The sequence below is a fragment of the Pseudovibrio exalbescens genome, from assembly GCF_028737195.1.
GTDB lineage: Bacteria > Pseudomonadota > Alphaproteobacteria > Rhizobiales > Stappiaceae > Pseudovibrio > Pseudovibrio zosterae.
In genome coordinates this window covers 305,647-328,883 of sequence record NZ_JAQZAJ010000001.1, presented here as the reverse complement: position 1 = coordinate 328,883, position 23,237 = coordinate 305,647, and the positions used below count along the sequence as shown (strand labels likewise).

The window sequence follows — 23,237 nt, the reverse complement described above, 5'->3', positions numbered from 1 at the left end:
CAGGCTAAGTCTTATTTCATAAATTCGCGCTAAACAGGAAGGCAGCCGAGTTGGCGAACTCCCCTAGTATTGCGTAATGAGTTGGAGTTACACATGAGTTTCGATTGGCAGCTGGAAATCAGCGCTGAAAACAAGCCTGCGAGCAAAGATCAAACCCTGCTCGTTGCTCCGGCTCTCACCGTCGACATCGAATCCCTTCAAAAGCGTCTGGCAACCCCAAAAGCTGCTTCAACACCCCCAACTTCTCCATTGGAGAAGTGGTTCCCTTACGCCTACCGGAGCTAGAATCAGCTAACTAGTTTGAAGCGCGTGGAATACCCGCTGGCGGCACTGGCTGCGGAATTGGTTGACGGCGCTTGAAAACAGGCAGCCCCCAATAAGGCGGGCGTGTGATTGGCGGCGCAGTAACAACGGGTGGCGGCCCGCCCTCCAAGGGCGCAATGTAGTTTGAGTTTACCCAGCCGTGCCTTCCGGCGTACTCCACCTGACACCATGAACTGCATCCAACCACTCTGAGATAACCACCGAATGGAATGGTGAGGATGATGTGGTTGTGGATCCCCGGCGCCACACGAAGGTTCAATGGACTGGTTGACCGTGCCGGCCACGCATGAGCGTTCCCTGCCATTACGCAAACCGCCATCAGTGTCAGAGCAAAGGCAAGCGCGCGCACGAAAACTCTCTCCCAAATCAAAACCACGGAGAGTTTAGGATGCCCTTACATCAAAGAGCATCCGCGCGATCTTTTTGAGAACTTATGCTGATCGTGGACCGACAATGGAGAGGCCAGTACCGAGCAACTGATCGGCCGGCAGCACAAACGCCCCCCCACGCTCATAGCCCCCATCGGTCTTGGCAGCACGCTTGAAGGCATCAAGAGAAGTCACTGAAATCTCTAGGTGAGCAAGACGCATGTCACGTCCCTCAACGGGACAGGCATACCCATGGATGCTCTCAAACGCACTGGGAGAGAGCACCTTCAAGGTGGCCCCTGAAAGCTCGATTGAAACCCCAAGACTGCTTAGGTTTGCCGTCCCCACACCGGTGAACGCCTTCAGGAAGCCGTGATGATCTCCCGGATCGGCCGCCACCAAAACCACACTGGAAAGTTTCTTCGCAGTGTTGGCATGCTGCTGGTATTCGGGCCGCCAGAAGTTTTCCGGATAGCGATTGAAGCAAGTGAAATAGCCCATCTCAGCGCAAAGCGGGTTCTGCGTGAACGTCAGGTCGAATCCCACCTTTCGCTCTGTTCCGTCGGGCGCCTTGGCGATCCGCGCAAACGAAAACGGTTCAAACACCGGCAGTCCACCTTGCTCGAAGGCAGCGCGGTCTTTCTCCGGCGAGCTGCTGTCCAGAACCAGCATGGACGGCCCTTGCCGCTTGTTCAAAAAGGCTTGATTGAAGGCACCGAAGGAAAACGCCCCTTCATGGGCTTTAGGAATGCTCGCCCCTTGCGCAACACTCAGCAGCTCCAAGAACGCCCCATCCAGCTGGATCAGGCGGTTTATGGTGCCCCATGGGTGTTGAGCAACGGGGGTCGGCGTAAAGCCAAGCGTTTCCCAAGACGCAGAGAGCGTCTCAATGGACGCTCCCGTAATCACGATGTGATCAATCGCCTTCATGTGCCCTCCCGCACCTGATTGGTTAAACCAGACGCGAGTTGTCGCGCGCCGCTGCAATGAACGAGGCAAACAGCGGGTGCGGCTCAAACGGACGAGACTTCAGCTCTGGGTGATACTGTACGCCGATGTACCAAGGATGCTCAGGGATCTCGACTGTCTCAGGCAGAACACCATCCGGAGATGTGCCTGCAAACTTGAGACCCGCCCCTTCAAGCTTCTCACGGTAGTCGATGTTCACCTCATAACGGTGGCGGTGGCGCTCGGAGATTTCGTTGGAACCGTAGATCTCAGCGATACGAGAACCCTCTTCCAGACGGGCCGGATAAGCACCCAGCCGCATGGTCCCGCCAAGGTCACCATCTTCGCTGCGGGTTACCTGTGTGTTGCCGCGTGTCCATTCGGTCATCAGGCCGACAACAGGTTCATCTGCCGGACCAAACTCGGTGGAGTTTGCCTTGGTGATACCGGCAAGGTTACGGGCCGCTTCGATAACAGCCATTTGCATACCGAAACAAATGCCAAAGTAAGGAATCTTGTTCTTGCGCGCATACTCTGCAGCAGCGATCTTGCCTTCTGCGCCGCGCTCTCCAAAGCCGCCAGGCACCAAGATGCCGTTCACATTCTCCAGAACCTGCCCCGGATCACGTTCTTCAAAAACTTCAGACTCAACCCACTCAAGATTGACCTTCACGTTGTTCGCCAAACCACCATGAACAAGTGCTTCGATGAGAGACTTGTAAGCGTCCTTCAGAACAGTGTACTTGCCGACAACTGCAATGGTCACCTCGCCTTCAGGGCTTTGCAGACCATTGGCGATCTTTTCCCACCGGGTGAAGTCTGGCGCTGGTGCACCCGTAATGCCGAATGCCTGAAGAACCTGCTCGTCCAGACCTTCCTTATGGTAGGCCAGCGGCACTTCATAGATGCTCTTGGCGTCGTAGGCCGGAATGACGGCTTCCTCACGCACATTACAGAACAGGGAAAGTTTCCGGCGCTCGTTTTCCGGGATCTGGCGGTCGCAGCGGATCAGCAGGATGTCAGGCTGGATACCAATGGAGCGCAGCTCCTTCACGGAGTGCTGGGTCGGCTTGGTCTTCATTTCGCCGGCGCTGGCGATGTAAGGCAGCAGCGTCAGGTGAATGTAAACCGCCTGGCCGCGGGGCAATTCATTGCCAAGCTGGCGGATCGCTTCAAAGAACGGCAGACCTTCTATGTCGCCCACAGTGCCGCCGATTTCACAAAGGACGAAGTCGTAGCCCTCATTGCCTTCCAGAACGAAATTCTTGATGGCATCGGTCACATGCGGGATCACCTGAACCGTTCCGCCGAGATAATCGCCGCGCCGCTCCTTGGCAATGATTTCCTGATAGATGCGACCGGTGGTGATGTTGTCCTGCTTGTTGGCTGGACGTCCTGTAAACCGCTCGTAGTGACCGAGGTCGAGATCCGTTTCCGCCCCATCGTCAGTCACATAACACTCACCGTGCTGGTAAGGGCTCATGGTACCGGGGTCGACGTTCAGATAGGGATCCAGTTTTCTAAGACGAACTTTGTAGCCGCGCGCCTGCAAGGCTGCGCCCAGTGCTGCGGAAGCCAAACCCTTACCGAGAGAGGAAACCACACCACCTGTGATGAAGATATACCGCGCCATGGATCACTACCATTTGCTTGAAGAGCGTCTGCAAACACTCTGTTGTTATTAAACGCATAAAGACGGACGCTGCGATCTGATCGCAGCGCCGTACTCAGTAACTTATAGCTCTCACCTGCTGCGTGGCAGGTAGATTACTGTGCTGTTGGCACTTGAGGACCAGATGGCTGCTCGGTTGGAGCGCCATCAAGCTGATCGAGAATGCCGTTGCCTGAAGTACCTTCACTCTGCTCGACAGGAGCAGAAGGCACTTCATCAAGGATAGACGCAGGACGGTCATCCCAACGTGCAATCAAAGACAGGCCAAGAGAGGTTGCGAAGAAGATCACTGCCAGAATGGCAGTTCCGCGGGTCAGTACGTTTGCAGTACCGCGGCTTGACATGAAGCCACCGCCGCCACCGCCGCCCCCGATGCCGAGAGCGCCACCTTCAGACCGCTGCAAGAGGATCATGGCCACAAGAGCAACCACGACCATCAGGTGGATTACAATAATAACGGTATCCATTGGTTTCCGTAGGTTTGAAATTCGTTTTGCGGCCTTCTAGCCTAAATTCATCTTGGTTTCCACCCTTAAACACATGGCATCGAATTGCATCTGCATTTCACCACCTCAAAAACCGCCAGCACTTTGCTGAACTGGGCCCGTTTTGGTGTTTATCAACACCCTCGCCTTAGGCGCGCAAGCAGCGAATGGGGCAACTCCTTGTGAATTCGCAGCTAAATCCCAGAAGAACTCTAGATTTTGGGCCACACAACCTTGCCCACACAATACAGGCTCTTTATGATCCGCCCGCCTTGCATTCAGTAGCGGGTGAACTCACATCACCTCTGCTTCGACAGATGAAAACGGATTTAAAAATATGCTGGACGCGCTGCGAAAAAGCGTTGGGACTTGGTTTGCAAAAGTACTCATCGGCTTGCTTGTCATAAGCTTTGCTATCTGGGGGATTGCCGACGTATTCACCGGTTTTGGAAACACATCGGTTGCAAAAGTTGGCGACACTGAAATCTCCTCTATGGAGTTTGAGGATGCATACCGCCGCCAACTCGACAACCTGTCCCGCCAGCTTGGCCAGCCGATCACACCTGAACAGGGTGCGGCATTTGGCATTCCGACTCAGGTTCTTGGCCAGTTGATTGGCGAAGCCGCGCTTAATGATGTAGCGACCGGCCTGAGCCTGGGCGTCTCTGACGAAGCGGTGATCAAGACCATTCAGGAAAACCCGGCCTTCAGCGGCATCAACGGCGGGTTTGATCGCAGCCGTCTTGCGATGGTGCTGCGGAACGCGGGCATCTCCGAGGACGAGTTCGTTGTGCGCCAGCAAGCGCAGGCTGAACGCCTGCAGCTCATCGACGCTCTGGTAGGCGGCATGGTCGCTCCTGAGGCGCTGGTCAAAGCGTTCAACCACTACAGCACAGAAGAACGTAAGGTTGCTTACCTTCAGCTGACCAATGAAATCCTTGGCGATATCGGCGAACCAACCGAAGAAGAATTGAACGCTTTCTTCTCCGATCGCATCAGCTCATACCGCGCACCTGAATACCGTCAGGTTCGCTTCATCGAAGTCACCGCTGAAAAGATCGCCCAACCAGAAGCTTTGACGGAAGAACAGGTCCGCGAAGAATATGAGCGTGTAAAGGACCGCTATCAGGTTCAAGAACAGCGCCGCATCTATCAGCTCTCCTTCCCTTCCGTTGAAGAGGCAGAAGCTGCTGCGGCAGAAATCGCTGGAGGCAAGTCCTTTGAGGACATCATGGCCGAGCGCAACGTCGACGTTTCAGATGTTGACCTTGGGTTACTTGGCCGCGCGGGCTTCCTTGATGATACCATCGGCGAAGCCGCCTTTGCACTGGCAGAGGGCGAAGTCAGCCCCGTCATCGAAGGCCGTTTCACCACCGTTTTGCTGAAGGCCGTAGAAATCAACGCAGCCGACGTTCAGCCCCTTGAAGAAGTGGCCGATGAAATCCGCACGGATCTGGCGCAGGACATTGCTGCTGACGAAATCTTCGACATCTACAATGAGGTGGAAGATGCGCGTGCTGGCGGCAGCACCTTTGAAGAAATCGCCGAGCGTTTCAGCCTTGAGCTTGTAGATGCACCGGCCTTTGATCAGTCAGGCCGCGGTCTGGACGAACAGCAGGCTGATCTTCCTGCACGCAACGAGCTTATCGCTGCAGCCTTCAACAGCGACATTGGCGTTGAGAACGATGCTCTCAACATTGGACGTGATGGCTACCTCTGGTTTGAAGTAACCGCAGTAACCCCGGAACGAGACCGCGAGCTCTCTGAGGTCCGTGATCGCGTGATCAAGGACTGGACGGCCTACCGTCAGGCGGAACTTCTGAAACAAACATCGGAGGAAGTCTTGGCGGAAGTAAACTCCGGCAAGTCCCTCGACGACGTCGCCACAGAACGCTCCCTCACAGTGAAATCTGCAAGTGGTCTTCTACGTGAGCAAATGACTGAGGTGATGGGCGCAGAAGCACTCAACGCTGTCTTCTCCGGCCCTGTTGGCACAAAGGCCGAAGTTGCGGCTCAGGATGGCTCCCGTCTGGTCCTGGAAGTCACGGACATCACCACTCCGGCAATGTTCGAAGATTCTGCACCGGTCCGTAATCTGGCCAGCCAGCTTTCCGCAGACTTGCAGAACTCCTTGATTGGCGGTTTTGTGGATCGGGTGGAACAGGAGGCAGGCGTTCAGGTCAACCAGGCCTTGTTCAACCAAGTCACGGGCGTTTCTCGCTAAGTCGAGTTGAATTTGAAGCGGCCGGATGTTCAACTATCCGGCCGTTATTTTTGTTCTCATTGGGATCACGGGCATGCGTAATTTGAAAGAACTGATCGCCATTGTGGCCAATGGCACCGCATTGAACCGCGAGCAAGCCCGCGAGGCTTTCGAAATCATCATGTCCGGCAAGGCAACACCCGCACAAATCGGCGGCTTTCTGATGGCGCTGCGGGTGCGCGGTGAGCAGATCGATGAGCTGTCCGGCGCTGTTGAAACGATGCGCGCCAAGATGATCCCTGTTGAAGGCATACCAGCAAACGCGATAGATATTGTTGGCACCGGCGGAGACGGTTCAGGCACCTATAACATCTCAACATGCACGGCGCTTGTTGTTGCAGGGTGCGGTGTGCCCGTTGCAAAACACGGCAACCGCTCGCTCTCTTCCAAATCCGGTTCCTCGGAAGCACTGGCCGAGCTTGGAATCAATCTGGACATCGCGCCCGGCAAGATTGCTGAGTGCATCAATGGCGCTGGCATCGGCTTCATGTTTGCCCCGAACCACCACGCCGCCATGAAGCATGTAGGCCCTGCCCGCATGGAGCTTGGAACGCGCACGATTTTCAACCTGCTTGGGCCGCTGGCCAACCCCGCTTCTGTCAAGCGTCAGATGACCGGTGTTTTTGCCAGGAACTGGGTGCGTCCCGTTGCCGAAACCCTGCGTGTCCTCGGCACAGAGAAAGCATGGATCGTTCACGGCTCGGATGGTCTTGATGAGATCACCACCACCGGCGAGACCTTTGTAGCCGAACTTAAAGACGGTGCCATTACCGAGTTCACCATAACCCCAGAGGACGCTGGCCTTCCTTTTGCAAACGCCGCGGACCTTAAGGGCGGTGAGCCGAAGGAAAACGCGGCCGCGCTTCTGGATGTTCTGGACGGCACGAAAAACGCCTACCGGGATATCGTAGTGTTTAATGCAGCAGCTTCACTGATGGTCGCCGACAAAGCCGCCACCTTGAAGGAAGGCGTGGAGTTGGCAGCACAGTCCATCGACACAGGCAGCGCCAAACGCCACCTTGAAAAGCTCGTTGCGATTTCAAACAGCTGATCCAACCCTAAAGGACGCAATTCATGGCCGATATTTTAAAAAAGATCGAAGCCTACAAGCGCGAAGAAATCGCAGCGGCCAAGGCAAAAACCTCGCTTGAGGACCTCAAGGCCATGGCAGCGGACCAGACCGCGCCCCGCGACTTTTTGAAGGCGCTTGAAGCAAAGAAAGCCGAGGGCAAATATGGCCTCATTGCCGAGATCAAGAAGGCAAGCCCATCCAAAGGCCTGATCCGCGCAGACTTTGATCCCCCTCTTCTGGCCCAAGCCTATGAAGAAGGCGGCGCAGCCTGCCTTTCGGTCCTAACGGATACGCCCTCTTTTCAGGGCAAACCTGAATACCTGATTGCCGCCCGAAATGTGGTCAGCCTGCCGGTCCTTCGCAAGGACTTCCTCTATGACACTTATCAGGTGCACGAGGCACGGGCATGGGGTGCAGACTGTATCCTGATCATCATGGCCGCTATTGATGATCGTCTTGCCAAAGATCTGGAAGAGACTGCCTTCGACCTCGGCATGGATGCGCTCATCGAGGTACACAACGAAGAGGAAATGGAACGGGCCCTTGAGCTCAATTCCCGTCTCGTTGGCGTCAATAACCGCAACCTCAAGACCTTCGAGACTGCGCTTGAGACAACCGAACGTTTGTCCTCCATGGTTCCGGAGGATCGCCTGCTTGTCGGCGAATCTGGCCTGTTCACCCCGGAAGACCTTTCGCGCATGAAACGCAGCGGCATTACGACCTTCCTGATCGGGGAGAGCCTGATGCGTCAAGAAAATGTGACTGCAGCAACGCGTTCTCTCTTGCGCACCTAAGCACAATTACGTTGGAATACCCCTCCTGATTCACCAATGGCTTGAGGGGTATTCATGCCTGAGAAATCCACCACTCTTACTCATCTGAATGCTTCTGGCGAAGCACACATGGTGGACGTCTCCGGAAAGGCCGAGACCTCTCGCACCGCGCGGGCACGGGGGTCTGTGCGCATGAAGCTTGAGACGCTGGAGATGATCCTTTCCGGCAACGCAAAAAAGGGCGATGTGTTGGCCACAGCTCGCATTGCAGGCATCATGGCTGCCAAGCGCACACACGAGCTTATTCCCCTCTGCCACCCCTTGGGACTGACCAAGATCACCGTCGACATTTCTGAAAACCGCGACCTGCCCGGGCTGGATGTTGAAGTTCTAACCAAGGTGACCGGCCAGACCGGCGTGGAGATGGAAGCTCTCACCGCTGCATCAATCACCTGCCTCACCATCTATGACATGGCCAAGGCCGTCGATAAGGCCATGGAAATCACAGATATTCGCCTCATCGAAAAAACGGGCGGCAAGTCGGACGATTACCTGGCAGCAGAGGAGAAAAGCGCATCATGAGCCTTATCCCTGTCGAAGAAGCCCTCGCCCGCCTTTTGCAAGGTATCGACCCCGTCGCGGTTGAAAGCGTTGCCCTTGCAAGCGCAGGGGAACGCATTCTGGCCGAAGACGTGCATGCAACCCGCACCCAGCCGCCATTTTCCGCTTCCGCTATGGATGGGTATGCGGTTGTCAGCAGCGACACAATGAGCCCCGACAAGCCCCTGACTGTGATTGGCGAAGTCGCCGCTGGTTCCTCCTACCAAGGCACCATGCAGCCGGGCCAAGCATTGCGCATCTTCACCGGTGCGCCGGTGCCTGACGGTGCCACCGCCATTCTCATTCAGGAAAACGCGCGCCGTGAAGGCGATCAGCTGTTTGCCCATGAACCAACAAGAGAAGGCCAGTTCATTCGCCCAGCAGGCCTTGATTTCAAGCAGGGCGACGCGCTCCTCACCGCCGGAACCAAGCTGGATTTCCGCGCCTTGTCCTTGGCCGGAGCCATGAACCACGCCGCCCTTCCCGTCCGCCGCCGCCCACTGGTTGCCATTCTTGCAAACGGCGATGAACTGGTCGAACCTGGCGAGACACCAGGCCCAAACCAGATCATTGCCTCAAACCAAGTGGGCATAGCAGAACTGGTGCGACGATGCGGCGGGCAGCCGCTCATGCTTGGCATTGCCCCGGATGACAGCGCCGACATAGGCAGCCGGGTCGCTCGCGCCATCAAGGAAAAGGCAGATGTGCTGGTCACCCTTGGCGGCGCGTCCGTTGGCGACCATGACCTCATTCAGAGCACTCTTGGGTCAGCGGGTATGGATCTTCAGTTCTGGCGCATTGCCATGCGTCCGGGCAAGCCACTGATGGCCGGCAGCATTGGCCCAATGAGGGTGCTCGGCCTTCCGGGAAACCCAGTTTCCAGCCTTGTGTGCGGCCTCCTGTTCCTAAAGCCGCTCATTGAGGCGCTACTGGCTCAAACCGCCCCAGCTCATAAGGCAGAACAGACACTGCCCCTCGGCGCACCTCTCAAGCCCAATGACATGCGACAGGACTATCTGCGCGCAAGGATCGAGGTCGACAATCACGGCAACAAGAAGCTGGTGGCCAATGAGCGGCAGGATTCGTCCATGCTCTCTCTTCTTAGCGCATCCGACGCACTCATCGTGCGTCCACCCCATGCACCTGCTGCGGAGATTGGTGAGCAGGTACCTTACTTGCTGTTTTGAGGAATCATGGTTCTTTTCGCCTAAATCAGGCCCAAAACCTATTGTTTTTGGGGGTAATAACCCGTCTTTAACGGTTGCAGAACACAATAGGAACAGGTAGTGTAGTGTTCGCGTTTTGTACCGAATTCACACTTATCTGGGCACCACGACGGGGAAGCTGCCAATGCTGACGAAAAAGCAACATGAACTGCTCATGTTCATCCATACGCGATTGCAGGAAGCAGGCGTTCCCCCCTCTTTTGACGAGATGAAGGACGCGCTGGAGCTTCGCTCAAAATCGGGCATCCATCGCCTCATCACCGCACTGGAGGAGCGTGGGTTCATTCGCCGGCTGCCCAACAGGGCGCGAGCGCTTGAAGTGATCAAACTGCCTGAGACCAGCGGCTACGCCTTAGGCGCGCAGCCCCGCTCCAAGGGCTTTGCCCCCGAGGTGATTGAAGGGTCTCTTGGCAAGAACACTGAAGAGAAGGCTCCACAAGCCGCCACACCAGTTCCTGCCGTTTCTTCCCCTTCTGCTGCAACAGCGGGCGCCATGGTAGATGTGCCGGTAATGGGCCGCATTGCCGCTGGTGTACCAATTGAAGCGATCCAGACCCACAGTCACACCATTACCATGCCCGCAGACATGCTCGGCCGGGGTGATCACTATGCCCTTGAGGTGCGCGGTGATTCCATGATTGAGGCCGGGATTCTGGACGGTGACACCGTACTCATCAAACGCGGTGATACGGCAGAAACCGGCGATATCGTTGTCGCGCTGGTTGACGATGAAGAAGCCACGTTGAAGCGTCTGCGTAAAAAGGGCGGCACGATTGCACTGGAAGCTGCAAACCCTGCCTATGAGACCCGCATTTTCGGCCCTGACCGTGTGCGCATTCAGGGCAAGCTTGTCTCCCTATTCCGCAGCTACTAAGCCGCGCGCCCAGTTTTCAACGGCGGGCTGGAAGGCCCGTCGGTGCGTTCCATAGGCCGCAACAACCCGCGCAATTTTCAAGCCATCTGGAGTGGGTTTCAGCCATATCGCATGGCTTCCTCGCTCAGTCAGCTGAGCTACATCCAGAACCAGCGGGGCGCGGCAATCCTCAGGAGCCTGCAATTGCGTCACCACCACATCTGCAAGGGCACAGTCTCTGGATAGCCCAGAAAGCTCCTTGGTCACTGCAATACGTATGAACTGGCCCTTGCCTGCGCCTTGATCAGGTGGCTTTTCAAGCCCGGCAATATAAACGCACCCAACTGCATCACAGGTACGGTCATCCCGTAGCGCCCGGTGATCTGAAAAGCTCCGTTTTTCGACCCCGAAGGCCTGCAGGAAGGAAGACGCAACAAATCCTTCCCGAGTTGCAGATACCCTAGGTTCTCCATTTACATTGAAGAATGCAATGGTTCGGCCATTGTCCGAGATCAAGAGATGTGGTGGCTCATAGGCAGCAAAAGCGACCGCTGACAAGCTGAGCGGCAGCAGAAAAAGCAGCTTGAACCTTCCCGGCAGCAGAGCAAACACAAGCACGGACCCCACCATCAAAAGCGTGCCCAGCCAGCTCACCAAGCCGATGACGCCCATGTCGCCGGAAAGTTCGTGGACCCAGTGGGCCACCTGCAAGATGAGGTTGAGGCTCATGCCCATTCCCCAGAAAAACGGCGCTTCCGCACCAAGTGGCATAAACATCAAACCCAAGATGCCAAGAGGCATGGCAACGAAGCTGAAGACCGGCATGGCCAGCAAGTTGGCTACAAGCCCATAGGGCGCGATTTTCTGGAAATGGAATGCCGCAATTGGCCCGATGGCGAACTCGGCAATCAGTGAGGTCGCCCCGCAGGCCAGAAGCCACAGAACAGGCCCGCGTACCAAGGCACCCATTCGGGATTGGCGCCTTTTGCGCCCGCGTCCGCGTCCAACCTCTCGCCAAGCACCATAGACGGCAATCAGCGCGGCAACTGCGGCAAAAGACATCTGAAAGCCCGGCTGCAACAGGTTTCCAGGTGCAATCATCAGGACAATCAGCGCAGCAAATCCCAGCGTTCTTAGGCTCAGCCCTCTCCGCCCTAGCAAGCTGGCCACAATCACGATGAGAACCATGATGTAGGCCCGCTGAGTGGCCACAGAAGCTCCGGAGAGTACAAGATAAAAACTGGCAAACCCCAATGCGCCAAACGCCGCAATGCGTGATATCTGGCCGGACAAGGCAACGCGGGGAAGAAACGCGAATCCATGCCGAATGGCAAAATATACAAGTGCGCTCACCAAGCTCATGTGCAGCCCGGAAATGGCAAGCAAGTGCGCAAGGCCCGCCATTCGCAGCGCCTCGCGATCTTCTTCTGGCAAGAAACCTCTTTCGCCAACCAAAAGGGCAACAGCAAGCCCACCCTCAGCACTTGGCCCTAAGTGGTGGAGGATGCGACCTGAAACACCCTGCCGCAACACAGGCACACCATTGAAACCAGATGAAGGCGCTGTGGTAGAAACAACCGTGACTTTCGACAGCGCATACCCAGAGGTCTGCAGCCCCTTGAAGAATGCATTCCACGCGTAATCGTAGCCGCCGGGATACACCGCACCAGAGAGCGGCATCAGCCGCGCCCGCAATTCAACCACATCCCCATGGGCAAGGTCAGGCACCGCGCCACGCACAGATATCCGCCCCCACCTAGGCATTTCATCAGGGGACAGGTTTGATACCTCCAGGAACTGGAGGGTCAGCCGGGTTCGCCCATCCTCGACTTTCTCGACCTCGCCAACGCGCGCCGAAACCTTTGCTGTGATTTGTCGGTCAAGCTGAGGCCCAACGAGGTACGCCACGTGAAGCTGCGAGGCAGTAACACCTGCAAAAAAGATCAATACCATTCCAGAGACAAGCCCCGTCCGCCGGGCAAGGCGTTCATTAACGAATGCCGCTCCTGCCCCCAAACAGCACAGGATAAGCGCCCAGAGCTGGGGATCAAAAGGAATTGAAAAGTAGAACCAGATCCCAGCCGCGAAAAAAGTAGCGGCCCACAACGGTGCAACACCGCGCTGCAAGTCTTCATGAAGCGCCTTGGCAAACGCCGCAGCCCCCCAGTAACGCGGCGCAAAATAGCCCCGCCAGTTCCGCCCCTTCGCCGAGTCTGGTCTCTTTTTTTGTCCAAGCCCTTCCAGTTCAGTGTTTAGCCTGAAAGCCACGGCAAAGCGGCCGGCAGAGGCACTACGCCTCCCGAACTGCTCAGCAACATCTGAGGCGTCGTACACTTCCCTGTCAGTGTTCACCGTCAATCCGCGTCTAACTGGAATACAGCCCTTGGGTGCTCGGACACGGTATGGTACACAGCGCGCAACACTGCGGCTCCCGCCGCATTTGCTTGGCTAAACTCGAGAGACTGAAAAATCACAAAATGACTGAGAGCATCGTCACGCGTTTTGCGCCCTCTCCAACGGGATACCTCCACATTGGCGGCGCCCGCACCGCTTTGTTTAACTGGCTCTATGCGAAGGGCCACGGTGGCAAGATGCTGCTGCGCATCGAAGACACCGACCGCGCACGCTCGACGGATGAAGCCGTCAACGCCCTGCTCGACGGTCTCAGCTGGATGGGCATCGACTGGGAAGGAGATCCGATCTCCCAGTTCGCACGAGCAGACCGCCACCGGGAAGTTGCCGAACAGATGGTAGCAGAAGGCAAGGCTTATTACTGCTATGCCACGCAAGAAGAGCTGACGGAGATGCGCGAAAAAGCGCGCGCAGAAGGCCGCCCGCCGCGGTATGACGGCCGCTGGCGTGACCGTGACCCTTCCGAAGCTCCTGAAGGAGTGGCTCCTGCTGTTCGTCTCAAGGCCCCTCTGGATGGCGAAACCATCATCAACGACAAGGTCCAGGGAACCATTTCCTTCCCAAACAAGGATCTGGATGATCTGGTTCTGCTCCGCTCCGACGGCACACCGACTTATATGCTGGCTGTGGTAGTTGACGATCATGACATGGGCGTCACCCACATCGTGCGCGGCGATGACCATCTCACCAACGCCGCCCGGCAAGCATTGATTTACAGCGCAATGGGCTGGGACGTGCCGGTGATGGCGCATATCCCGCTGATCCATGGCCCAGATGGTGCAAAGCTGTCCAAGCGCCACGGCGCACTGGGCGCTGAGGCCTACCGCGCCATGGGCTACCTTCCTGCAGCCATGCGCAACTATCTGGCCCGCCTTGGCTGGAGTCATGGGGATGAAGAAATCTTCTCCACCGATCAGATGATCGAGTGGTTTGATTTTGATGCCATCGGTAAGTCCCCGTCCCGCTTTGACTTCCAGAAGCTGGAAAATCTGAATGGGCACTACATGCGCTCTACAGAAGACGCAGAGCTTCTTGAAGCCTTCAAGGTCTATCTGGCCGCAATCGAGGATGGGCTGGAAGTTTTGAACTGGCTCTCCCAGAGCGGCAACGAGGGCAAGTTCCTCGCAGCCCTTCCTGGACTGAAGGAACGCGCCAAAACCTTGGTGGAGTTGCACCAGTCCGCGCGTTACCTCTGGGTTCAGCGTCCGTTGGATCTGGATGAGAAGGCAGAAAAGCTCCTGTCCGACGATGCCCGCGCGCTGCTCGGCCGTCTGGCACCGAAGCTTGATGAACTGGAAACCTTCACCGCAGAAACAACCGATGCTGTGGTTCGCGAATTTGCAGAGGCCGAAGAGCTGAAACTTGGCAAGGTCGCTCAGCCATTGCGCGCAGCACTGACTGGTCGTGGCACCTCTCCCGGAATTTTTGATGTTCTGGAAGTGCTCGGAAAGACAGAATCTGTCGCACGAATTCGTGATGTCGCACACTAATTGACGGAAAAATGGGGGAACTACTGACGCACTTTTCCCAGAGTCGCTGCGGTAGTTTCCCTATTAGTACAAAAGCCATAGCTACCAGTGCTTGCGGGAAAACCCTAAATGCGATAGCAACTCCACGACAACACTCCTCCGGCGTTGGCATCAGATGCTGAAATGTATCCCTGTGTATACAAGTTCAGGGCATAAGAAGACGGGGGACCTTAACAAAGGGGGTTGCCTATATGAGCGACAAAACTGCAAAGCTGACTATCGGAAGCGATTCCTGGGACCTTAACGTCCGCGAAGGTTCAGTTGGCCCAGACGTCATCGACATTGGCGCGCTATATAAAGAGACTGGCTGCTTCACCTACGACCCCGGTTTCACCTCAACCGCATCTTGTGAATCCAAAATCACATACATCGACGGCGATCAGGGCACGCTGCTATACCGTGGCTATCCTATTGAACAGCTGGCCGAGCATGGCGACTTTTTGGAGAGCTGCTATCTGCTGCTTTACGGAGAGCTGCCAACCCGTGCGCAGAAAGACGACTTTGTTCACCGTGTGACCTACCACACCATGGTGCATGAACAGATGGGGCGCTTCTACTCCGGTTTCCGCCGCGATGCGCACCCAATGGCTGTGATGACAGGTATCGTGGGCGCCATGTCTGCGTTCTACCATGACTCAACCGACATCACCGATCCGCATCAGCGCATGGTTGCATCCCTGCGCATGGTTGCGAAGATGCCGACCATCGCCGCAATGGCGTTCAAGTACCACATTGGTCAGCCATTCGTTTATCCACGCAACGATCTGGACTACGCCTCCAACTTCCTGCACATGTGCTTTGCCGTGCCTTGTGAAGACTACAAGGTGAACCCGGTTCTGGCCCGTGCGATGGACCGCATCTTCATTCTGCATGCTGACCACGAGCAGAACGCGTCCACTTCGACGGTTCGCCTCGCCGGCTCTTCCGGCGCAAACCCATTTGCCTGTATCGCGGCAGGTATCGCCTGTCTTTGGGGCCCTGCCCACGGCGGCGCAAACGAAGCTGCGCTCAACATGCTTTCCGAGATCGGTTCCGTAGACCGCATTCCAGAGTTCATCGCCCGCGCAAAAGACAAGGACGATCCGTTCCGTCTGATGGGCTTTGGTCACCGCGTCTACAAGAACTACGATCCGCGCGCGCGCATCATGCAAAAGACCACACATGAAGTGCTGGCAGAACTGGGGCACCAGGACGATCCGCTTCTGCAGGTCGCAATGGAACTGGAAAAGATCGCTCTGTCCGACGAGTACTTCATCGAGAAGAAGCTCTACCCGAACATCGATTTCTACTCCGGCATCACACTTCGTGCTCTTGGCTTCCCAACCACCATGTTCACTGTGCTGTTCGCTCTTGCCCGTACTGTCGGCTGGATCGCTCAGTGGAAGGAAATGGTGGAGGATCCATCCCAGCGCATCGGTCGCCCACGTCAGCTCTACACTGGCGCAAGCTCCCGCGACTACATGCCAATCGACCAGCGCCGCTAAACGCTTGGTACACGAACAGCATCAAAAGAGGGCTCCGGCCCTCTTTTTTATTGGGGAGTGCCCTCGTCTTGCTCAACAAGAACGCGGGGCCAAACAAAAACGCGGGGCCCATAAAGACCCCGCGCGGCGATACCGAGTAAAGCACCTGACACCTTAACGCGCGTGTCGCTTCTCAGCGATTTTCAAGACAATATCCGCCGCAATGCCTGCCTGACTTTCTCCCCCCGGAAGACGCATGACGCGGTCGAGCTGACTGAACGCCTCCACTTGAAGGTTTCTCGCAACCCCCTCATCGAGCAGAGAAATCACCTTCTGGGCCAAAGCCTCGCCGTTGGCTTCGTCATCGAGATATTCTGGAACGACTTTGCTCCCCAGCACGAGATTCGGCAGCACCATGCTGTCTACCGAGGCTATGGGAACAAACCGATGAATGTCCTTCAAACGGCGGAAGAACCAATCCAGCTTGTAGGCAACCACCATGGGAACGCCGGAGATCGCCAGCTCAAGGGAGACCGTACCGCTCGCTGCCAAAGCCACATGAGCTTTTCGAAAGGCCGCAAACTTTTCCGCCTCGCCCACAACGATTTCTGGCTTTACGCTCCACCCCTCAACACCTGCTGTAATGCGGTCAAGTTGGTGGGCCACAGCAGGCAAAATGAACTTGGTTGCCGGATGGGCCAGCGCCACCCGCTCAACGGCCTCTCCAAACGGCTCCAGCAGGCGTGAGACCTCGCTGCCGCGGCTTCCGGGCAGAACCAGCACGGTACGCGCGTCCTCGCTCAGTGGCGCTCGCTCGCCCTCAGAAGGCCTTAAATCCTCCAGGCGCTCAATCAACGGATGCCCCACATAGGTGGTCTCTGGTCCACCAAGGCGTTTGTGAGCATCAGGCTCAAATGGCAACAGCGCAAGAAGGTGGTCCACATAGGCTGCCATCTTCTTCGCCCGGCCAGGCCGCCACGCCCACACAGACGGAGAAACATAGTCCACCACCGGAATGTGGGGCGCCTTTTTCCGCACCCGCTTTGCAACGTTGTGCGTGAAGTCCGGACTGTCGATGATCAGGAGAATGTCCGGGTTCTTGGCAACCACATCATCCACCGTCTGGTAGACCCGGCGTACGATGCTGGGAAGCCGAGCCAGAACGGCCGACAGACCCATCACGGCAATCTCGTGAAGCGGAAACAGTGAGGTCAAACCTTCGCGCTCAAGCCGTTCGCCGCCCACACCGTGTAGCACGACGGGAACGCTTGACAGCCCGCGAAGTGCCTTCACCAGCTCAGCGCCCAATTGATCGCCCGACTCTTCACCAACCACGACATAAAGCGAGAGCGGTTTTTCCTGCTTCATCTGGATGCCTCCCGGCCCCGGTCAATACCGAAAAGAAAGATGCCAAGTTCCTTGCAAAGCGCCAGCGTTTCCTCAAGGTCGGCAATCAGCACATGCTCGGCCTCCACCGCCACGCCCTTGAGCTGCGCCTTGTGCGCGCCGCGAATTGTCTGTGGTCCCACGGTTGGAAGGTCGACCCGTAAATCCTGCTGCGGCTTGGAGCACTTGACCAGTACACCCGCAGCGCCTTTGGCCCGCACGCGTCCATTTTCCCGAAGCTCTGCGCATCGGAAAAGCATGGCATCTGTTCCCTCAGCCCCCTCAAGGGCCACGACCCGGCTGCCAACGGCAACGGCCCCCTGGCCGATATCCAACCCGCCAAGTGCGTTTACCGCTTCCAGACAAAGAGATATGGAAGAAAGGTCGCCGTCGTCCGGCGTCGGGCCAGCCATGAGGCCGGGCTTTGCCAGCAGCTCAGGCGCCAACTCATGGGCTCCAACCACTTTCAGACCCTCCCCTTCAAAGATACCCATCACCTTCACCAGAAGGCTGTCATCACCGCCCACAAGAGCGGCAAGGATGCGCGGCAACCGCCGCATGGTTCCAAGATCACCAATGATAGAAGTAAAGTCCGGCCGGCGTGTGACTGATCCAATCAAAATCACTTCTTCCGCACCAGCGCGTTTGATCGTGTCGAACAGCTTGCCAATCTGCCCCCACCCCAGCTCCACCGGTTGGAACGCAGAAAGGGAGGCATCCGCCTCCCCTTTGATGGCAATTGTAACCACTTCCCGTCCGCTGTTTTTTGCAGAGCGAATAACCTGCTCAGGCAGACGCCCGCCACCTGCAACAACAGCAATAGGCCTTTGTGCTGTCATGGCACCAAGTTACCCCTCAGCACCCTTTCTCGGCGTGCAGAAACGGCGTTCGCCTTCCACCAACAGGAACTCGGTCATTTGCTGGACACCTTCGCGGTCCGCATAGGCATCACGGGCCTTTTGTGCCCGCTCTCGAAGCGTGCCTTCACTACCTTCAAAGACTTCCTTGTAGGCATGACGCAGCGCATGGATTTCATCCCGGCTGAAATTGCGGCGCTTCAGACCAATCAGGTTCAGCCCGTGAAGACGAGCACGGTCACCAATCACGGAGCCGAAAGGAATAACGTCGAATTCAACACCAGTCAGACCGCCCACAATGGCGTGGGACCCAATGCGGCACCACTGCCGCACCGCAGAGAGCCCGCCAAAAATCACGAAATCTTCTACTTCAACGTGCCCTGCGAGTGTCGCGTTGTTGGCAAGGATAACACTGTTACCCACCATGCAATCATGCCCCACATGCGTGCTCGCCATGAACAAACAGTGGTCACCGATCTTGGTCAAGCCACCACCGCCAGCAGTACCGGGATTCATGGTCGCGTGTTCGCGGATCTGATTGTCCGTTCCGATTTCGAGGCGTGTTTCCTCTCCGGCGTACTTCAGATCCTGCGGCTGGTGTCCAATGCTTGCGAAAGGAAAGATGCGCGTGCGAGCACCAACAGATGTGTGACCCGCAACCACCACGTGGGAAATCAGCTCCACGTCATCGCCAAGGGTCACATTGGGTCCCACCATGCAGTACGGGCCGATTTTTACGTTGTCACCAAGGACAGCCCCAGCTTCAATGATCGCAGTGGGATGTATCTGTTGCATCAAAACCTCAAGCTTCGGAGTCTACAAGCATGGCGCTGACTTCAGCTTCAGCGACCTTCTGCCCATCCACCATAGCTGTACAATCAAACTTCCAGATTGTGGCGCGGTTGCGGATTTTCTTCACATGGAAGTGTACCTGGTCCCCAGGAACAACAGGCTTGCGAAACTTACACTTATCGATGGTCATAAAATAGACCAGTGATGGAGCATCCGTGTTCTCACGTGCGTTGATGCACATTGCGCCCGCGGTCTGCGCCATGGCCTCAATCAAGAGCACACCAGGCATGACTGGCTGCTTTGGAAAGTGACCTTGGAAGTGAGGTTCGTTGATTGTCACATTCTTGATGCCAATACCGGAGTTGTCGCCATCAATTTCGATGATCTTGTCAATCATCAGGAACGGATAACGGTGTGGCAGCAGCTCCAGCACCTTCATGATATCTGCGCTATCCAGCGTCTTATTCTCAGCGTCGCTCATACAAAAAGCCTCAGAACTCAAATCGACAATTTTTCGGGATTATTCGAGAGGGTTGTTAGCAAAGGCCACGTGGAAACACCAGCTCCAAACAGCCACAACCACCTCCAAAAATGCCAAAAACCCGTCAGTTTTTACCGTCTTTTTCAGCAAGGCGGCTCAAGGCCGCCATTTCCCGGAACCATTGCCGCACTGGCTTAGCCGGCGTACCGCCATAACGCCCACCGCCCGGCAGGTCATCATTAACCACAGAAACCGCAGCAACCTGCGCCGCCATGCCAATGCGAATGTGGCCTGCAACGCCGGTCTGGCCGCCAATGGCCACATAGTCCTCCAGCGTCGCACTCCCGGAGATGCCAACCTGAGAGACGATCACACAGTGCCGGCCCACATTCACGTTGTGGCCAATCTGAACCTGATTGTCGATTTTCGTGCCCTCACCGATCACCGTGTCGCGGTTCGCGCCGCGGTCAATCGTGGTGTTGGCACCCACTTCCACATCGTTTTGAATGATGACGCGTCCAAGCTGAGGCACCTTCAAGTGACCACCTGGCCCCATGGCAAAGCCGAAACCATCCTGACCAATAGCAACACCCGGATGTAGGATCACCCGGTCACCAATAAGCGCATGTTGCAGGGTCGCGTTTGCACAGATGCGTGTTTCGCGGCCAACCTGACACTGCGCGCCAATTACCACATTGGGGCCAATTACGCTGCCAGCGCCAACATGAACGCCATCCCCAATCACGGCACCGGCTTCAACAACCACATCGCCTTCAAGAACGGCACTGTCACTGATAACCGCCTTTGGATGAATTTCAGCGCCACCCAACACCCGTAGCGGGGTCATCGCCTCGGGGTACATCTTGGCCAGAACTTTCGCCAAGCTGCGATAAGGATCTTTGGACAAAAGCGCTGCAACGCCTTCCGGCACCCGGTCGAGATACTTTTTCGGCGTCAAACACGCGGTGGCAACAACATCCTGCAACTGAGGGGCATACTTAGGGTTATCGATAAAAACCAACATGCCCTCCCCACCTTCATCCAGTGGGGCAACACCAGAAACAGTTGCCTCAGGATCACCACGCACGAGTTCAGCATCAGCCCATTCAGCAATCTGTTTCAGAGAGACCGGGGTGCTGTCGGAGAAGAATTTTGGATCAGTCATAGTGTCCTACAAACGAAAAAGGCCGCCGAGTGTTTCGGCGGCCAATTATAATCACTTTCGTCAAGATCAGAAGCGGGTACCGCCACTCAGCTTGAAGACCTGAGTTTCGTCCACATCGTCCTTGGCAACTGGCCATGCAAAATCTGCACGCAGTGGTCCAAACGGAGACTGCCAAAGGACACCCACACCGACGGAAGCACGAAGATCAAAGTCTTCGGAGTCGATCCGGCTACCGCCGTTCTCAACTGCATCCTTCAGCTCGCTGTCCACGCCCCAAAGGGAGCCAGCATCCGCAAAGGCTGCCATGGAAAGACCAAGCTCATCCGGAATGAATGGCAGCGGCATCTGACCTTCAACAGTCGCAGCGACGTAGTATTTACCGCCGATCGCGTCACCATTGGCATCACGCGGACCGTAACCGTTGCTTTCGAAACCACGGATCAGGTCAGAGCTGCCCTGGAACTGATCGGAAACACGCAGGCGGTTACCGATTGATTCAATCTGGCCCGCGGACCCCTTAACAAAACCTACGAGGCCCCAAGCCGGAACCAGCTCCTTGAACACACGACCTTCAACAGTGGTCTCGATGTACTGGGAGTCACCGCCGATACCCGCAAAGTCCTGCTGGAACTTGGCGTAAACACCGTCACGTGGGTTGAGGTTGTTGTCGAGGTTGTTCCAAACCAGAGAGTACCCACCCAAAGAGGTCAGGTAGTTACCAAGGGAGTCACACACCGCGAGAGAAACGTCAGCCGTGTTACAGTCATTGATACCGGTGCTGTCATCACGTGTCAGATCGGTCTCATAGATCTTGTAGAACAGGTTCAGCGTCAGCTCATCTTCGCGAAGCGGAAGACCGAAGTTGAAACCGCCACCAGTGGTCTTTTCTTCGTAGGCACGGGTGTCGTTTTCTTCGAAAACCTTGCGGTAAACGTCAACACCTGCGGAGATACGACGACCGAGGAAGAATGGCTCAACGAACTTGAACTCGTAGCTCTGAGTTTCACTACCACCACCAACGGCTGCACGTACGAACTGACCACGGCCGAGGAAGTTCTTTTCCGTGATGGACAGATCGCCGATCACGCCGTCGGAAGTGGAGTAACCCACACCGAAGGAAACTTCACCAGTTGGCTGCTCTTCAACATCCACGTTGATGATCACCTTGTCAGGAGCGCTGCCCTGCTGACGGGAAATCCGAACGGACTTGAAGTAGCGTGTATTGTTCAGACGACGCTCTGCCTTGTCGAGTAGGACGCGGTTGTAAGCATCGCCTTCAGCGATATCAAACTCACGGCGGATCACGTACTCACGTGTACGGTCATTGCCGCGAACATTGATGCGCTCAACATAAACGCGAGGACCTTCTTCGATGAGATAGGTCAGAGAGATGGTCTTGTTTTCGTAATCACGGACACCACGTGGGCGAACCTGAGCAAAAGCGTAACCACCCTTGGACACTTCGATCGTCAGATCTTCAAGTGTCTTTTCAACTTCAAGAGAGTTGTAGGTATTGCCTGGACGCGTGCGCAGATGGCTGCGAAGCGCTTCTGGATCAACCTGTGACAGGGAGGTTTCGATCTCAACGTCGCCGAAGGTGTACTTGTCACCCTCATCAACGGTGAACGTGACATAGAAGATGTTCTGCTCACGGTCCAGATCAGCTACCGCAGAAACAATGCGGAAGTCCGCATAACCCTGCTGATAGTAGAACTGACGCAGAAGCTCCTGGTCGGCATCAAGACGATCTGGATCATAAGTATCGGTTGTACGCAGCCAGCTCAGCAGACCGCTCTCGCGGGTCTGGATCTGATCGCGCAGACGTCCATCGCTGAATGCCTGGTTACCGATAAAGCTGATGCGAGACACACCGGTCTTGTCGCCTTCGTCAATCTCGAACACCAGATCCACGCGGTTGTTACCACGTTCAATGATCTTCGGCTCGACAGAGGCGCGGAAGCGACCTGAGCGACGATAAGCTTCGAGAATGTTCTGAACATCGGACTGAACACGTGCCTTGGTCAGCATGGAGCGCTCGGTAGAGCGAACCACACCCTTAAGGGCATCGTTGTTGATCCGTTTGTTCCCCTCAAAAGAAACGCGGCCAATGACTGGGTTCTCGACGACTTCCACAACAAGGGTACTTCCCCGCTGTGAAATGGAGACGTCAGCAAACAGGCCCGTAGCAAAAAGGGTTGTCAGACTCTCATCAATGTCGATCGCAGTAAATGGCTGACCTGGACGGATCGTCAGGTAGTTCCGCACGGTATCGCTCTCGATGCGTGTTGCACCTTGAACGTCGATACGGCTCACAACGGCGGCTTCAGCAACAGTTGCACCAAAAGGTGAAACGTCGGCTGGAAGCGCGACCCCTGCCCCAGTAACGGTCAACGCCAGCAGTGAAATTCGTGACAGGCTCTTTAAACGCTGCATAGAAAGCTATGCCTTTATAGTCTGCCCCAGCTCGCGGTACCCCCCGCTCCCTGAGGAAATGGATAGAATCTGAAACACCTCGGAACTTTGTACAAGGTTTTCAGCCTAAAGCAACCGCTGCGCGGCGTATTCCAT

At 56.2% G+C, this 23,237-nt stretch carries 20 protein-coding genes; 9 read left to right on the top strand and 11 right to left on the bottom strand.

All coding sequences use genetic code 11. The features are described 5' to 3' along the window. The first annotated feature begins 93 nt into the window (after positions 1–93). Positions 94–285, top strand: coding sequence for a hypothetical protein (locus tag PUV47_RS01625; protein WP_274216705.1), 192 nt, complete (start codon positions 94–96; stop codon positions 283–285). A gap of 10 nt (positions 286–295) precedes the next feature. Here the strand turns inward: PUV47_RS01625 and PUV47_RS01620 are convergent, their stop codons facing one another. From PUV47_RS01620 to secG, 4 genes are all read right to left on the bottom strand, one after another. After that, positions 296–673, bottom strand: a complete 378-nt coding sequence (locus PUV47_RS01620) for an SH3 domain-containing protein (protein WP_274216704.1) — start codon at positions 671–673, stop codon at positions 296–298. An 82-nt stretch (positions 674–755) separates the two neighbouring features. Continuing rightward, positions 756–1,622, bottom strand: a complete 867-nt coding sequence (locus PUV47_RS01615; RefSeq protein ID WP_274216703.1) for a VOC family protein — start codon at positions 1,620–1,622, stop codon at positions 756–758. Between the two features lie 22 nt (positions 1,623–1,644). Then, positions 1,645–3,273, bottom strand: coding sequence for a CTP synthase (locus PUV47_RS01610; protein ID WP_274216702.1), 1,629 nt, complete (start codon positions 3,271–3,273; stop codon positions 1,645–1,647). Between the two features lie 134 nt (positions 3,274–3,407). Next, the gene (gene secG, locus PUV47_RS01605; protein WP_274216701.1) at positions 3,408–3,779 is read right to left on the bottom strand and encodes a preprotein translocase subunit SecG; all 372 of its coding nucleotides are present in this window, start codon (positions 3,777–3,779) and stop codon (positions 3,408–3,410) included. 355 nt (positions 3,780–4,134) lie between these two features. Here secG and PUV47_RS01600 point away from each other — a divergent pair, with 355 nt between their 5' ends. The 6 genes from PUV47_RS01600 to lexA all read left to right on the top strand — a co-directional run bounded on the left by PUV47_RS01600 (position 4,135) and on the right by lexA (position 10,605). Continuing rightward, positions 4,135–6,021 (top strand): peptidylprolyl isomerase, encoded by a 1,887-nt coding sequence (locus PUV47_RS01600; RefSeq protein ID WP_274216700.1) that lies wholly within the window; start codon positions 4,135–4,137, stop codon positions 6,019–6,021. Between the two features lie 73 nt (positions 6,022–6,094). Continuing rightward, entirely contained in the window at positions 6,095–7,111 is a 1,017-nt protein-coding gene (gene trpD / locus PUV47_RS01595) for an anthranilate phosphoribosyltransferase (protein ID WP_274216699.1), read from the top strand. Positions 7,112–7,134: 23 nt separating this feature from the next. Beyond that, the gene (gene trpC, locus PUV47_RS01590; RefSeq protein WP_274216698.1) at positions 7,135–7,926 is read left to right on the top strand and encodes an indole-3-glycerol phosphate synthase TrpC; all 792 of its coding nucleotides are present in this window, start codon (positions 7,135–7,137) and stop codon (positions 7,924–7,926) included. Positions 7,927–7,980: 54 nt separating this feature from the next. Next, positions 7,981–8,487: a cyclic pyranopterin monophosphate synthase MoaC gene (gene moaC, locus PUV47_RS01585; RefSeq protein ID WP_274216697.1), complete on the top strand. Its 507-nt coding sequence runs from the start codon at positions 7,981–7,983 to the stop codon at positions 8,485–8,487. Continuing rightward, positions 8,484–9,692, top strand: a complete 1,209-nt coding sequence (gene glp, locus PUV47_RS01580) for a gephyrin-like molybdotransferase Glp (RefSeq protein WP_274216696.1) — start codon at positions 8,484–8,486, stop codon at positions 9,690–9,692. Before moaC ends, glp begins: the two co-directional genes overlap by 4 nt. 163 nt (positions 9,693–9,855) lie before the next feature. Further along, positions 9,856–10,605, top strand: coding sequence for a transcriptional repressor LexA (gene lexA, locus PUV47_RS01575; RefSeq protein ID WP_274216695.1), 750 nt, complete (start codon positions 9,856–9,858; stop codon positions 10,603–10,605). On the opposite strand, the gene PUV47_RS01570 is transcribed toward lexA, so the two are convergent. After that, positions 10,588–12,936, bottom strand: a complete 2,349-nt coding sequence (locus tag PUV47_RS01570) for a ComEC/Rec2 family competence protein (RefSeq protein ID WP_274216694.1) — start codon at positions 12,934–12,936, stop codon at positions 10,588–10,590. The genes lexA and PUV47_RS01570 overlap by 18 nt on opposite strands. Before the next feature lie 125 nt (positions 12,937–13,061). Here PUV47_RS01570 and gltX point away from each other — a divergent pair, with 125 nt between their 5' ends. Further along, positions 13,062–14,486, top strand: a complete 1,425-nt coding sequence (gltX, locus tag PUV47_RS01565) for a glutamate--tRNA ligase (RefSeq protein ID WP_274216693.1) — start codon at positions 13,062–13,064, stop codon at positions 14,484–14,486. A 230-nt stretch (positions 14,487–14,716) separates the two neighbouring features. Then, positions 14,717–16,009 carry a citrate synthase gene (gene gltA, locus PUV47_RS01560; protein ID WP_274216692.1) on the top strand — a complete coding sequence of 431 codons (1,293 nt, stop codon included), beginning with the start codon at positions 14,717–14,719 and terminating at the stop codon, positions 16,007–16,009. A 153-nt stretch (positions 16,010–16,162) separates the two neighbouring features. Here the strand turns inward: gltA and lpxB are convergent, their stop codons facing one another. From lpxB to bamA, 6 genes are all read right to left on the bottom strand, one after another. After that, on the bottom strand, positions 16,163–17,356 hold the full coding sequence (gene lpxB / locus PUV47_RS01555) for a lipid-A-disaccharide synthase (RefSeq protein ID WP_274216691.1): 1,194 nt from the start codon (positions 17,354–17,356) through the stop codon (positions 16,163–16,165). Then, positions 17,353–18,213, bottom strand: a complete 861-nt coding sequence (locus tag PUV47_RS01550; RefSeq protein ID WP_274216690.1) for an LpxI family protein — start codon at positions 18,211–18,213, stop codon at positions 17,353–17,355. Before PUV47_RS01550 ends, lpxB begins: the two co-directional genes overlap by 4 nt. A gap of 9 nt (positions 18,214–18,222) precedes the next feature. Continuing rightward, positions 18,223–19,026, bottom strand: coding sequence for an acyl-ACP--UDP-N-acetylglucosamine O-acyltransferase (gene lpxA / locus PUV47_RS01545; protein WP_274216689.1), 804 nt, complete (start codon positions 19,024–19,026; stop codon positions 18,223–18,225). A 7-nt stretch (positions 19,027–19,033) separates the two neighbouring features. Continuing rightward, a complete protein-coding gene (fabZ, locus tag PUV47_RS01540) occupies positions 19,034–19,504 on the bottom strand; it encodes a 3-hydroxyacyl-ACP dehydratase FabZ (RefSeq protein ID WP_274216688.1) in 471 nt (156 codons plus the stop codon). Between the two features lie 124 nt (positions 19,505–19,628). Continuing rightward, the gene (gene lpxD, locus PUV47_RS01535; protein ID WP_274216687.1) at positions 19,629–20,669 is read right to left on the bottom strand and encodes a UDP-3-O-(3-hydroxymyristoyl)glucosamine N-acyltransferase; all 1,041 of its coding nucleotides are present in this window, start codon (positions 20,667–20,669) and stop codon (positions 19,629–19,631) included. 66 nt (positions 20,670–20,735) lie between these two features. Continuing rightward, complete coding sequence (gene bamA, locus PUV47_RS01530) at positions 20,736–23,102, bottom strand: outer membrane protein assembly factor BamA (RefSeq protein WP_274216686.1); 2,367 nt, start codon at positions 23,100–23,102, stop codon at positions 20,736–20,738. Positions 23,103–23,237: the final 135 nt, after the last annotated feature.